Below are 13,300 nucleotides of genomic sequence, written 5' to 3' on the forward strand. Positions count from 1 at the left end.
TTCACCAGCGCTTTCCGCCCGCACCTGGCCACCCGTCGAGCGGCACCGGGCCGATCGCGCGTCACGCGATCGGCCCGGCCAGATGTTCGAACGTGGCTCAGTCCTCGGCGAGGGTGACCTCCAGGCCGCCCATGACGGTGGCGGCCAGGTTGTAGAGGAAGGCGAACAGGGTGGCGACGGCCGTGATGATCACGACGTCGATCGCGGCGAGGACGGCGGCGAAACCGAGCACGCGCGAGGACGAGAGGTAGTCTTCGAGCCGGAATGAGTTCTCCGGGTTCTCGGCGTCGCCCAGGACGGTGTTGACAAGCGTGTTGACCGACTCCATCGCCCCGGAGCCGGCGAGCACCGACCAGATCACGAACGTCGCCACGACCAGCATGATGCCGAACGCGATCGAGAACAGGAACGTGGTCTTCATCACCGACCAGGGATCGATGCGCGAGAGGCGCAGCCGGGCCTTGCGGGTGCGGCGGCTGCGCGTATTCGGCGTGAGGGTCGCACTGTCGGGCTTGGCCTCGACCTTCTCGGTCGTCTTCGGCTCGGCCTTGACGACAGGCTTCGGGTCGGGGCGGGTCGCGGTGCTCGGGTGGGACGGCTTGTCCTCCTGCTCAGCGGTGCGAGCGGTGGCGGGCATCCCCGAGACGGGAACGGCCGCCCACTCCTTCGCGGTGTTGGCTGCGCGTTCGGAGACCGTGGACCTGGGCTTCGGCGCCTCGGCCGGGCCCTTGGCCGCCTGCGAGACCTGCGTGTCGTCGGACTTCGCGGCCGCCGACTTGGCGCTCACCTCCGCAGGCTCCGCCTTCTCGTCGTCCGTCTTGCGGTACGGAGAAAAGTCGAGGCCGGGCGATCCGTTACGTCCGGGCCAACGCGGTGAGTTCTCACTCATCGGTGTCCTCCTGCGGCTCGATCACCGTCTCGGCAACAATTTCGTCACCTACGGTACCCTCTTCGACCGTGTCTTCCCCGGCGGCGTTCTCAGTCGCCTCGGATTCGAGCTCCTCCAGAACCTTCGACTCGGGGTACAGGGCGATCGCACGGACGCTGTCCCCACCGCGGACACCGACGAACTTGACGCCCATCGTGTCGCGTCCCTTGACAGGGACATCCGAGACGGCGGAGCGGGTCACCTGGCCCGACATCTTGATCGCGATCACCTCGTCGCCCTCGGCGACGATCAGGCCGCCGACGAGCTGGCCGCGGCCCTCGCTCAGCTTCATGGCCTTGATGCCGAGACCGCCTCGACCCTGCTGGCGGTACTCGTCGATGACGGTGCGCTTGGCGAAGCCGCCGTCGGTGACGGTGAAGACGAACTGGTCCTCGTAGTCCTCGTCGGCCTTCAGGACCGAGAGCGAGAGCAGCTCGTCGCCGTCGCGGAACTTCATGCCGGTGACGCCGGAGGTGGCGCGGCCCATCGGGCGCAGCTGCGAGTCGTCGGCCTGGAACCGGATGGCCTGGGCCTTGCGCGAGATCAGCAGGACGTCGTCCTCAGAGCTGACCAGCGACGCGCCGATCAGTTCGTCATCCTCGTCACGGAAGTTGATCGCGATGACTCCCGCCTGGCGCGGCGAGTCGTAGGCCTTCAGCTCGGTCTTCTTGACGAGGCCCTTCTTCGTGGCGAGCAGCAGGTACGGGGCGTCCTCGTAGCTGTTGATCGTCAGCACCTGGGCGATCCGCTCGTCCGGCAGGAAGTTCATCAGCCCCGCGACGTGGCCGCCCTTGGCGTCACGACCGGCCTCCGGCAGCTGCCAGGCCTTCGTGCGGTAGACGCGGCCGTAGTTGGTGAAGAACAGGAGCCACTGGTGGTTCGTGGTGATGAAGAGGTGCTGCACCTCGTCGTCGGCCCGCAGCGAGGCGCCGCGCACACCCTTGCCGCCGCGCTTCTGCAGCCGGTACTGGTCGGCGCGGGTCCGCTTGGCGTAGCCGCCGTGCGTGATGGTGACGACGACATCCTCGTTGGGGATGAAGTCCTCCTCGGAGAAGTCGCCGTCGGCCGCGACGATGCGCGTGCGACGGTCGTCGCCGTACTTGTCGACGATCTCCTGCAGCTCCGTGGAGATGATGGTGCGCTGCCGGACCTCGTCGGCGAGGATGTCCTTGAGGTCGGCGATCCGGCGCTCGCGTTCGGCGAGCCGGTCGACGATCTTCTGGATCTCCATCGAGGCGAGACGACGCAGCTGCTGGTCGAGGATGTTGCGGGCCTGGAGCTCGTCGATGTCGAGCAGGTCCTGCAGCCCGAGGCTCGCCTCCTCGGCGGTGCGGCTCGCACGGATCAGCGCGATCACCTCGTCGAGCATGTTGAGGGCCTTTACCAGGCCGCGGTCGAGGTGCGCTGCGCGCTCCTCCTCGTCGAGCTGCCACTGGGTGCGGCGACGGATGACCTCGAGCTGGTGTTTGATCCACAGCGAGATGAACTGGTCGAGGCGCAGCGTGCGCGGCACCTCTTCGACGATGGCGAGCATGTTGCAGCCGAACGTGTCTTGCAGCGCGGTGTGCTTGTACAGGTTGTTCATCACGACGCGGGGCTGCGCGTCGCGCTTGAGCACGATGACGAGCCGCTGACCGGTTCGGGCAGAGGTGTCGTCGCGGATGTCGGCGATGCCGGTGAGGCGACCGGAGTTGACCAGGTCGGCGATCTTCTGGGCGAGGGTGTCCGGGTTGCACATGTAGGGCAACTCGGTGATCACCAGGAGCTGACGACCCTTGTTGTCCTCCTCCATGTCGATCACGGCGCGCATGGTGACCGAGCCGCGACCGGTGCGGTAGGCCTCCTCGATGCCGCCACGACCCACGATCAGTCCTCCGCCAGGGAAGTCGGGGCCCTGGATGCGCTGCATCGCTGCCTCGAGGAGTTCCTCGCGGCTGGCCTCGGGGTTCTCGAGCGCCCACTGGACGGCGTCGTTGACCTCGCGCAGGTTGTGCGTGGGGATGTTGGTGGCCATGCCGACGGCGATGCCCGTCGAGCCGTTGACCAGCAGGTTCGGGAAGCGGGCCGGCAGGACGACCGGCTCCTCCTCACGGTTGTCGTAGTTGGGGCGGAAGTCGACCGTGTTCTGCTCGATCTCGCGCACCATCTCGACCGCGAGCGGGGCCATCTTGCACTCGGTGTACCGCATGGCCGCGGCCTTGTCGTTGCCCTGCGAACCGAAGTTACCCTGGCCGGAGACGAGCGGGTAGCGCATCGCCCACGGCTGCGCGAGGCGCACGAGGGTGTCGTAGATCGCGGAGTCGCCGTGCGGGTGGTAGAGACCCATCACCTCACCCACGACGCGGGAACACTTGTTCCAGCCGCGGTCGGGGCGGTAGCCGCCGTCCCACATCGCGTAGAGCACCCGACGGTGCACCGGCTTCAGGCCGTCGCGCACGTCGGGCAGCGCTCGTCCGACGATGACGCTCATCGCGTAGTCGAGATACGAGTTCTGGATCTCGACCTGCAGGTCGATCGGATCGACGCGGCCGAGCCCTGGGGCCTCGATCTCGTCGGTGGTGGTGTCGTCCTTCTCGTCAGCCATGCTGAATAACCCTCAAATACCTAGTCAGTCGAAAGTGATCGTGGGAGTCGGCTCAGATGTCGAGGAACCGGACGTCCTTGGCGTTGCGCTGGATGAAGCTGCGGCGCTGCTCGACGTCCTCGCCCATCAGGATCGAGAACATCTGGTCGGCCATCGCGGCGTCATCGAGGGTGACCTGCAGCAGGATCCGGTTCTCCGGATCCATAGTGGTCTCCCAGAGATCGTCGGCGTTCATCTCGCCGAGGCCCTTGTAGCGCTGGATCGGGTTGACCTGCGGCAGCTTCTTGCCGGCCTCGAGGCCCGCGTTGCGCAGGGCGTCGCGCTCGGAGTCGCTGTAGGCCAGTTCGTGCGGCGCGTTCGACCAACGGAGCCGGAACAGCGGCGGCTGTGCGAGGAACACGTGACCGGCGTCGATCATCGGGCGCATGAAGCGGAACAGCAGGGTCAGCAGCAGCGTGCGGATGTGCGCGCCGTCGACATCGGCATCGGCCATCAGCACGAGCTTGTGGTAGCGCAGCTTGTCGACGTCGAAGTCCTCCTGCATGCCGGCGCCGAGGGCGTTGATGATCGCCTCGACCTCCTTGTTGGCGAGGATCTTGTCGATGCGTGCCTTCTCGACGTTGAGGATCTTTCCGCGGATCGGGAGGATCGCCTGCGTCTTCGGATCGCGGCCACCGCGGGCGGAGCCGCCCGCCGAGTCGCCCTCGACGATGAACAGTTCGCACTCGGCGGGGTTGGTCGACTGACAGTCGACGAGCTTGCCTGGGAGGCCGGAGCCGCCGAGCAGGCCCTTGCGGGAGCGGGCCATGTCGCGCGCCTTGCGGGCGGCGATGCGCGCCTGCGCGGCGGACTGCGACTTGCGGACGATCTCCTTGCCCTCGGCGGGGTTGCGCTCGAACCAGTCGCCGAGACGGTCGTTCATGACGCGCTGGACGAAGCTCTTCGCCTCGGTGTTGCCGAGCTTGGTCTTGGTCTGGCCCTCGAACTGCGGCTCGGCGACCTTGATCGACACGATGGCGGTGAGGCCCTCCCGGATGTCGTCACCCGAGACGCGGTCCTCGCGCTTCTTCATCAGGCCCCACGACTCGCCCCACCGGTTGACGGTGTTGGTGAGCGCGGCGCGGAAGCCCTCTTCGTGGGTGCCGCCCTCGTGGGTGTTGATGGTGTTGGCGAAGGTGTAGACCGAGCTGGAGTAGCTGGAGTTCCACTGCATGGCGATCTCGACGCCCATGCCGAGGTCGGGAGCGTGCGCCTCGACGTCGATCACCGTCGGGTGGATCGACTCCTTGCCAGCGGAGAGGTACTTCACGTAGTCCTTGAGGCCCTCCTCGTAGAAGAACTCGCTGTAGGGGGTGTCGGTCTCGCCCTCGTCGCCGGTGACGACCTGGTGCGCGGTGCGCAGGTCGATCAGCGAGAGCTTGAGGCCCTTGTTCAGGAAAGCCATCTCGCGAAAGCGGGTCGCGAGGGTGTCGTAGTTGTACTCGGTCGTCTCGAAGATGTCGGGCGACGCGTAGAAGGTGATCGTGGTGCCGGTCGTGTCCGTCTCCTCGAGCTGCTCGAGTTCGGTGACGGGCTCGCCGAGGTGGAAGGTCTGCTGGAAGTGGAAGCCGTCACGGAAGACGTCGACGATCAGCTTGTCGGAGAGGGCGTTGACCACGGAGGAGCCGACGCCGTGAAGGCCACCGGAGACCTTGTAGCCACCGTCGCCGAACTTGCCGCCGGCGTGGAGCACGGTCAGCACGAGGGTGACGGTCGGGATCTTCTCGACCGGGTGCTCCTTGACGGGGATGCCTCGCCCGTTGTCCTTGACCCGGACGCCGCCGTCGTCGAGCAGCTCGATCTCGATGGAGTCGCAGTAACCGGCGAGGGCCTCGTCGACGGAGTTGTCGACGATCTCCTGGACGAGGTGGTGCAGCCCTCTCTCACCCGTCGAACCGATGTACATACCGGGGCGCTTGCGCACAGCCTCAAGGCCCTCGAGGACCGAGATCTGATCTGCGTCGTAGCTGCCGGAGACGGTGATGTCTGCTGCGTCGAGCAGTCCCTCGATCTTCTCGATCGGGCCGAACTCCTCGTTATCCTGCACGTCTTCGGACACATTGCTCCTGACCACACACATTGGCGCCGGAGGGTACCGGCGCCATTGAACGAACCAATTCTACCCCTTCGCCCCAGCAAGTGCGGCATCTGAACGCCCTCGATGCCACCAAACGGCCAGATTCGCGTCTCTGACCGATTCGATGCTCGTTGGTGCGGTCCCCTATTCCCGGACGGTCCGTGGCTCTCAGAGCCGGGAAACGCTCCTCCGCTTGGACCAGTTGCGGACGACGGGACGACCAGGGCTCCCTCGCGACGACTGATCAGCACCGACATACTGGGGCGATGCGATGGCCATGGACGACAAAGCGCACCGGGGACGGGCGACCTGACACGGCTTCGTCAACGGCCGTGACCTTCACCGGCTTCGCTGAGCCCTCCCCGGACCTGTACGAGTTCCACACCGTCGATGGCAGTGTCATCTTTCTGCACGAGATGGAATGCCTCCGCGTCGCCTACGACCCGATCCACCTGTCGTTGGAACTGGTCTTCGAGTGCCTCGAGTCGGAGGTCATGGATCATCCGATGACGGTTCACCTCCTTTTCGAGGGGGCGCAGATCCTCCGTTGGCTCACATCTGGAGACTCGCTCCCCTCGCCGGACGGACGACCCTCGCAGGCTGGCGGCCAAGTCTCCGACCTGGGCCGGTGTGGCGACGTGTTCCACCTGTCGCTCCTTGACGTCGAGCTGGAGTTTTCCGCCCGGATCGTCACCTGCCGGGTCCGCCGGGGAATCGACGGCGAGGCGCACCACTGAGACCGTCACCCTCTGCTTGGTCGGCCGATACCCTGTGGTGCGGAGTGAGGTGACCAGATGGAATGGGTGCTGCTGATCGGGGCCGCGCTGCTGATCGGGGTGGCCAAGACGAGCTTCGGCGGCCTCGCCTCCCTGTCGGTCGCGATGCTCGCGCTCGCGATGCCGACCAAGGAGTCGACCGCCGCCGCGCTCCTGCTCCTGATCACGGGCGACGTGGTCGCCGTCCTGAGGTACAGGAAGGCGGCCGACTGGAAGCTCCTGCGCGGCCTCATCCCCGCGGTGGTCCCCGGACTCCTGCTCGGCGCCTGGTTCCTCTCCTGGGTGGACGATCTGGTGCTGAAGCGCTCGATCGGGGCGCTCCTGCTGCTGTTCGTGCTCATTCAGCTCGCCATGATGCTGTTCCGCAGGCCGCAGGAGGCCGAGGACGCTCCGCCGCACCGGGCGTTGACCGTCTCCGCCGGGGTGCTCGCCGGGTTCACCACGATGGCTGCCAACGCGGCCGGCCCGGTAATGGCCATCTATCTGCAGTTGGCGAAGGTCGAGAAGCTGAGGTTCCTCGGTACCGGCGCCTGGTACTTCCTGATCATCAACGTGGCAAAGACTCCGCTCACCGCCTCGCTCGGACTGTTCACCCCGTCCGTGCTGACGACGGCGGCGTTCCTCGTCCCCGTCGTCCTGGTGGGCACCCTGGTGGGGATCGCGTTCATCGGAAAGATCCCGCAGCGGACCTTCGACATCGTGACGCTGCTCACCTCCGTTATCGCGTCGGTCGCACTCATTGGCTCATAAGGCACACGCCACCCAATTCTGGGAATGCGGAATTGCGCCAGAACTCGGCCTTGAATTCTGCGCGTGACGTCTCGGATCAATTGTTCATGGCGCGATCAGGGGGTGTGAAATCTTCCTGTGAAATGCGGTGGATGTGCGGTGGTCCGCTGGGGACGCACGGGATGCGCGCCCCCAGCGGGCGGGTCAGCGGGGCGGGAGCCAGTGAAGCGACCTGAGTTCGCGGCTCGCGACCTCGTCGGCGGCATGAAGCCGCAGCATCTCTTCAGCGTGGCCCGTCCCCGGATGGACGGTGTGCTCGATCACCCAGATGCCGACCTTCAGCGCGATCCGGTCGCGCCAGCCGAGGCGGGCGAGTTCGGGCACGACGATCACGGTGTTCTCGGTTAATCGACTCACGGTGGGCCGGTGAGTGGTGTTCACGATGGTTCTTTCGACAGGCTCTGTGCCGCATGGGCACACTGCTTCCCCTCGCGACGTTGGTGCGTGGGGTTCAGACCCGGTGTCGGGTCTGGTGGCGCGACGACGCGCCGGTCAGGGCACGGCTGTGCCCATGAGGGTGGTGTGAGAACTGCGCTCGGCTTGAGACCAGCAGGTCAGGCGCGACGCGCGACGGAGGCCACTGTGGCGCTCTGCGCAAGCAGATTCGGCATCAGCACAATCTGGATCTGAATCATCTCTCTGGCCTCCTTTCCTGTCGTAAGGCGTGACCTACACTAATACGAATTCAGCGCGTTCGTCAACCTCAATTCCTGAGTTCGCGACAATTCCGGACAGGAGAATCCGACCGACTTCTGGCCGGGTCGAGGGATCTGACCCTCGCCAAGATTTGGTCGGTGGGCGGCGCTAATCTCGGTGGCGTGACCTCGCTCGAGAGCTTCCCGGTGCCCGCCATGTCCTTCTACCGCGACCTGGAGGAGGACAACTCACGCGAGTGGTGGCTCGCGAACAAGGCCCGCTACGAGCGCGATGTGCGCGATCCGTTCCGCGCGGTGGCTGCCCTCCTGGCCGACGAGTTCGGCGAGGCGAAGCTTTTCCGGCCCAACCGCGACGTCAGGTTCAGCGCAGACAAGTCGCCCTACAAGACCCACCAGGGGCTCTTCGTGCAGGTGGCGCCCGCCTGCGGCTTCTACTGCGAGGTCAACTCGGCCGAGGCCATCGCCGTCGGCGGCTTCTATGAGGCGAGGTCGGAAGCCCTCGCAAGGGTGCGGGCAGGGATGGCCGACGACGAATCCGGGCCCGTGCTCGAGGCCCTCCTGTCGGAGCTGACCGGTGCCGGGTGGCTCAACTCAAGCGAGCAGTTGCGTACCGCTCCGCGCGGTTACACCAGGGACCATCCGCGAATCGAACTGCTGCGGTTCAAGACGCTGGGCGTCGAGCGCGAGATCGTCGCCGAAGGCGTGGACGAATTCGCCGCCGAAGTGGCGCAGGCGTGGCGCTCGGTGGCGGCGCTGATCGACTGGTTCGCCGTCCGGCTGCGCGACTGATGCTCAGGCGGTCGCGGTCGCCTCGGGCGCAGCGGCCGTGGTCGCCGGCGGTGAGGGCTGCGTCGTCGGCTCGGGTGCGGCCGAGGTCTTGGTCGGCTCCGGAGTGGGAGTCGTCACGGTTGGCGTGGGCGTCGGGCTCGGCTTCGGCGTGGGTGTCGCGCTCGGCGTCGGCCTCGGCTTCGGCGTGGGTGTGGGTGTGGGTGTCGCGCTCGGCGTCGGCTTGGACGTCGGGCTCGGCTTCGGCGTGGGTGTGGGCGTGGGTGCCGCGCTCGGCGTCGGCTTGGGCGTCGCGCTCGGCGACGGTGTCGGGCTCGACGATGGAGACGGCGGCGTAGACGGAGAGGGACTCTGGATCGGCGACGGGGACGGACTCGGGGACGACGTCGGGCTGTTCGAAGGCACCGCGTAGGCCATCTTGCTCAGGTCGACGACGACCGGGTCGCCGTTGAGCCACGGCTCGGGGTCGGTGAACTGGCCATCGGCGATCACCTCGAAGTGCATGTGGCACCCGGTGGAGTATCCGGTGCTGCCGACGCGGCCGATGCCGTCGAGGGGCTGGACCTTCTGCCCGACGCTCACGCCGATGGACGACAGGTGGTTGTAGGTGGTGACCACACGGTGGCCGGCGAGCATGCCGTGGTCGATCTTGACCTGGATGCCGTTGCCGCCGGCCCAGCCGGTGCGCACGACGGTGCCGGCTGCCGCGGCGCCGACCGGGGTGCCACACGGAACTCCCCAGTCCAGGCCGGTGTGGAGCTTCCACACCTTGAGCACCGGGTGGAAACGCATGCCGAACTCGGAGCTGGTGCGTCCGTTCACGGGACGGGTGAGCAGCGCGTCGGGGTTGGCCTTGCCGATCGGCTTGACCTTCTCCTTGGTGATCGTCTTCGGGGCCGTCGGGAGGGGCACGGGGACCTCGCTCTGGCCAGCCACCTCGGGGGTGGCGGCGCTGAGCGGGTCGTACTCGGTGACGTAGGTGGCGTCGCGCGGCAGGTCGACGTTGCGGGCGACCGGCGCGACCGGGGCGGTCGAGGTCGGCGAGGGAGAGCCCTCCGGAACCGCCTCGACGGTGGTCAGCGGATCGGTCACGACCATACTGACCAGACCGCAGGCAACGAGCGCCGACAGCACGGAGCCGAGCGCGCGCAGCTTCATCCTCTACCCTTCCCGGAAAATCGACCCTCCCATGGAAACACCAGTGGGGTTCAAAGGGAAGGGCCCAAGCCAGCATCGGTTACACGCTCTCGGCGTGTCGTGAGCGATCACCCAGTACGGGTGTTGACTGCAGAGGCTGATCGGGTTCAGTCCGTCGAGAACTTCACGCTCAGAGTGGCGGACACCTCGACGTCTTCCGGATCCAGGTCAAAACTAGGCGCGCTGTCTGCCATGAACGCCGACTTCCCGCGGGCCATGGCGAAGGAGGGGGTCCCGTTGTCCTCGATGGACTCCACGACCGGGTTGGCCCGTCCAGCCGCGCCTGCGATCCACTCGGCACGCTCGAGTGCGTCGCCGAACGCCCCGGCGAGTACCTCGGGCTGCAGCCGGGCGAGGGTCTCGTCGAAGAGTCGCCAGTCGAGGTGGCCCACCTGCGCGCCCTCCTTGGTGGCGAGTTCGCCGAGGAAGGGTCCGACGCGGGAGAGGTCGCTGATCCGTACCGAGCCGCGGACCTGCGCCACGTGCTGCGGGGTGTTCGGCTGGCCCTGATCGTCGTACGGAATCGTCGTCCACGTGCGCAGGCTGGTGAGCTTCGCATCGCTCCCGCCGTCATCGGCGGTCACCTCGTCGAGCTTCGCGCGCACCTGCTCGGCCACCTCGGCGGTGTCGGCCACGACCTTGTCACGGTCGGGCCCCATGAACCCGACGGTGAGGGTGACGACAACGCACTCTGCTGGCAGGGTCACGGACCTGGTGCCGACCACGGAGATGTTCATGCGTCAATGGTAGGTGGGGCGATCCCGAGTGTGCGGCACCGGAGGCGCGCAACTGCACCCCGTCGGCAGGACCGACCAGGGCATCGGGGTAGCTGCGTGCCAGCCAGCTGCGATTCCGAGCCAGCTCGTCATGGATCGCTGCCCATATCGGGAGCCTCACCGAGAGGCCGATCCCTCCCGGCGCTGACACCAGCCTTCTCGAGGTCGGGCTCCGGGAGACCCGCCCGACCTTCCGCCGCGCCGACCAAGGCGCGGGGTTCCAGGCCTCGTCACCCGCATCAGCACACGCCGATCGTCGGGTTGGAGGCACCCTGCCCACACGTCGATTCTGGTCAGACCCAATCTGGAATTACTAGCGAGCGGCCAGTAATCGGGTCGAGCGATCGGCCACGGACGAAAGGTCACCACTGTGACGAGCACCCTTGTTCTCGGCGGAGCGCGTCAGCCGTAGGTGTCGCGTGGGCCGCGGCCCTGGACCGAGCGCGGGCCCTTGCGCCAACTCGGGGCCTGCGGCCCGCGGAACTGGACGCGAAGCACGGTCTGCTCGCCGAGCGCCTTGTTCAGGCGCGCCACCAACTTCGACGCCGTGTAGCGCATCGCCTGGGCCCACGCCGTCGAGTCGCAGTCGACGATCAGCAGACCGTCCTCGTAGTGCACGGGCTTGGAGTGTTCGGCGTTGGACTCCCCCACCAGATCGGGCCAGCGGCGCAGCACCGTCGACAGGCCGATCCTCCGCTTCCAGCCCTGCTGCGAGACGACGGCGTCGAGCACGGCGCCGACCAGCTGCGGGTCGCGTTCGTCAGGGTGAGCGCTCGAGCGCTGCTGCTCGGTCACCCTCACCCGCCGCTTCGGCTGCTTTTTCATCGGGGCCGGTTCGGGGAGCACGAACCCGTACTCCGAGGCCTCGACGGCGGCCCGCGCGATCTCGGACGCGAGCTCGAGCCCGGTCGGATCGTGCGGGGTTTCGGTCATGGTCTCGAGGATAGTCCGGGCCCTCGACGCCGGTCACCCACCCGCCCACGAGAGCGAGAACGCCAGTCTCGTCCCATGGCCTCGTTCTTCCCGCCGTCCGCCGTCATGACCGGGAAGACGACCCGACAGCGGCGCCCAGGGCCGAACCTCACGCTGACCGCACACCACCACTCGAGGACTGCGGGTCGTCGCGCTGCTGCTCGCGCAGGGTGCCGGGCGGCTGATCCGCAGGTCGGAGGACAGGGGCATGGTCGCCGTGGGTAACTCGACGCCCTTCTGCTCGAAGACGGTCTCGGGTCGACCTCTCCCCCCGGCATGCCCACGATGGGTTGGTCGCGGGCCGCCGAACTGACCGGCCCGAAGGAGCGCAGTTGAAGGTCCGGGAGCAAGCGCACAGCTGCCCGATCGGATTCCAGTTCCCTGCGCCGGGACGGTTGACGCGGCAGGGTGAAGACTCCTCCAGCTCCGGGTACCCGAGGCCGAGGCACTCGTATCGCCTGGGGATGGATGGCGGCCGCCCGCTGATGACCTCCGTGTCCCACTCAGCGTGCGGAAGAGAGCCCGCCGGTACCGTCAGTGAAGGCGGTAGCCGGGCGTGACCTTCCGGTTCACTCGGCGAGTTCGACTGTCCCAGCCTCGACGCGGAACCGCCGCTCGGACGGAAAGTCCGGCACATCGGCCCCTACCGCTGCCGTGATCAGCACCTGCTCGGCATCGGCGATGGCGGAGGCGAGGCGCTCGCGACGCGAGGCGTCGAGTTCGGCGAACACGTCATCGAGGACGAGCACGGGTTCGGTCCCGTCGTCGCGGACGAGGGTGAACCCACCCAGCCGCAGCGCCAGGGCGAGCGACCAACTCTCACCGTGCGAGGCGTACCCCTTGGCGGGAAGCTCACCGATGGTGAGCTCGATGTCATCGCGCTGCGGGCCGACCAGCGTGACGCCGCGCTGCAGCTCGTCCCGCCGCAGCCTCTCCATCGCCGAAAGCAGTCGGTTCGCCAACTCCGCCCGCACGTCCGGGGCGGAACTGACGTCGTCCAGGTCGAGGATCGTCTTGTACGACGCCGAGACCTGGTTGTTGACCGGTGCGATCGTCTCGTACGCCTGCTGGGCGTGCGGGAGGACATCGGCGAGCGTGTCGAGGCGGGCGTGCAGCAGCTCGGCCCCGATCGCGGCGAGCTGGTCGTTCCAGACGGCCAGCGTCACCTCCTCGTCACCACCAGAAGGTGTGTGCGAGCGGCCCGACATCGACTTGAGCAGAGCGTTTCGCTGCTTCAGGACCCGGTCCAGGTCCTGCCTCACACCGGCCATCCGCGGCCAGCGGGTCACCACGAGCGAGTCGAGCCAGCCGCGTCGGTCGGACGGATCTCCGCGCACGATCGCAAGGTCCACCGGAGAGAACACGACAGTGCGCAGCGCGCCGATCAGGTCGCGCGGCCGACCAAGGGGTGCACGGTTCAGCCGGGCGACGTTCGAGCGACCGTTCGCGATCTCCAGCTCAAGCGAGATCACCCGCGGATCGTCGGCGGAGGCCTGCACCTTCGCGCGCACGATCGCCGAGTCGGCCCCTGCCCGGATCAGCGGCGCGGTGGCCGCGACCCGGTGCGACGTCATGGTCGACAGGTACTCGACGGCCTCGACGAGGTTGGTCTTGCCCTGGCCGTTCTGCCCGACGAACACCGTCACCCCGGAGGTGAGTTCCAGCGCCGCCTGCTGGTAGTTGCGGAAGTCGGTGAGCGCCAGCTCGGTGACGAACAGCT

General features: G+C 67.4%; 11 protein-coding genes. 3 read left to right on the forward strand and 8 right to left on the reverse strand.

What is annotated here, in order from left to right:
• Positions 1-97 precede the first annotated feature (97 nt).
• From BW733_RS07555 to gyrB, 3 genes are read right to left on the reverse strand one after another with little or no spacing between them, the layout of a single operon-like run.
• On the reverse strand, positions 98-889 hold the full coding sequence (locus BW733_RS07555; protein WP_077349329.1) for a DUF3566 domain-containing protein: 792 nt from the start codon (positions 887-889) through the stop codon (positions 98-100).
• Positions 882-3,512: a DNA gyrase subunit A gene (gene gyrA / locus BW733_RS07560; protein WP_077349331.1), complete on the reverse strand. Its 2,631-nt coding sequence runs from the start codon at positions 3,510-3,512 to the stop codon at positions 882-884. The genes BW733_RS07555 and gyrA overlap by 8 nt, the downstream gene beginning before the upstream one ends.
• Before the next feature lie 52 nt (positions 3,513-3,564).
• On the reverse strand, positions 3,565-5,571 hold the full coding sequence (gene gyrB, locus BW733_RS07565) for a DNA topoisomerase (ATP-hydrolyzing) subunit B (protein WP_237268383.1): 2,007 nt from the start codon (positions 5,569-5,571) through the stop codon (positions 3,565-3,567).
• A 323-nt stretch (positions 5,572-5,894) separates the two neighbouring features.
• Between gyrB and BW733_RS07570 the strand changes: the two genes are divergently transcribed.
• Both BW733_RS07570 and BW733_RS07575 read left to right on the forward strand, forming a co-directional pair.
• Positions 5,895-6,365 (forward strand): hypothetical protein, encoded by a 471-nt coding sequence (locus BW733_RS07570; protein WP_152024616.1) that lies wholly within the window; start codon positions 5,895-5,897, stop codon positions 6,363-6,365.
• A gap of 57 nt (positions 6,366-6,422) precedes the next feature.
• On the forward strand, positions 6,423-7,154 hold the full coding sequence (locus BW733_RS07575; RefSeq protein ID WP_077349337.1) for a sulfite exporter TauE/SafE family protein: 732 nt from the start codon (positions 6,423-6,425) through the stop codon (positions 7,152-7,154).
• Positions 7,155-7,337: 183 nt separating this feature from the next.
• Here the strand turns inward: BW733_RS07575 and BW733_RS07580 are convergent, their stop codons facing one another.
• Complete coding sequence (locus BW733_RS07580; RefSeq protein WP_152024617.1) at positions 7,338-7,574, reverse strand: hypothetical protein; 237 nt, start codon at positions 7,572-7,574, stop codon at positions 7,338-7,340.
• A 413-nt stretch (positions 7,575-7,987) separates the two neighbouring features.
• On the opposite strand from BW733_RS07580, the gene BW733_RS07585 reads away from it, so the two are divergent.
• Positions 7,988-8,638 (forward strand): DUF2461 domain-containing protein, encoded by a 651-nt coding sequence (locus BW733_RS07585; RefSeq protein WP_202970305.1) that lies wholly within the window; start codon positions 7,988-7,990, stop codon positions 8,636-8,638.
• A gap of 3 nt (positions 8,639-8,641) precedes the next feature.
• Here BW733_RS07585 and BW733_RS18900 read toward each other — a convergent pair whose 3' ends face one another.
• From BW733_RS18900 to recF, 4 genes are all read right to left on the reverse strand, one after another.
• On the reverse strand, positions 8,642-9,793 hold the full coding sequence (locus BW733_RS18900) for a M23 family metallopeptidase (protein WP_202970306.1): 1,152 nt from the start codon (positions 9,791-9,793) through the stop codon (positions 8,642-8,644).
• Positions 9,794-9,939: 146 nt separating this feature from the next.
• Entirely contained in the window at positions 9,940-10,569 is a 630-nt protein-coding gene (locus BW733_RS07595) for an SIMPL domain-containing protein (RefSeq protein ID WP_077349341.1), read from the reverse strand.
• Positions 10,570-11,010: 441 nt separating this feature from the next.
• A complete protein-coding gene (locus tag BW733_RS07600) occupies positions 11,011-11,541 on the reverse strand; it encodes a DciA family protein (RefSeq protein WP_077349343.1) in 531 nt (176 codons plus the stop codon).
• A 608-nt stretch (positions 11,542-12,149) separates the two neighbouring features.
• Positions 12,150-13,298, reverse strand: a complete 1,149-nt coding sequence (gene recF, locus BW733_RS07605) for a DNA replication/repair protein RecF (RefSeq protein WP_077349345.1) — start codon at positions 13,296-13,298, stop codon at positions 12,150-12,152.
• Positions 13,299-13,300: the final 2 nt, after the last annotated feature.

It is taken from the genome of Tessaracoccus flavescens (assembly GCF_001998865.1).
Classification (GTDB): Bacteria; Actinomycetota; Actinomycetes; order Propionibacteriales; family Propionibacteriaceae; genus Arachnia; species Arachnia flavescens.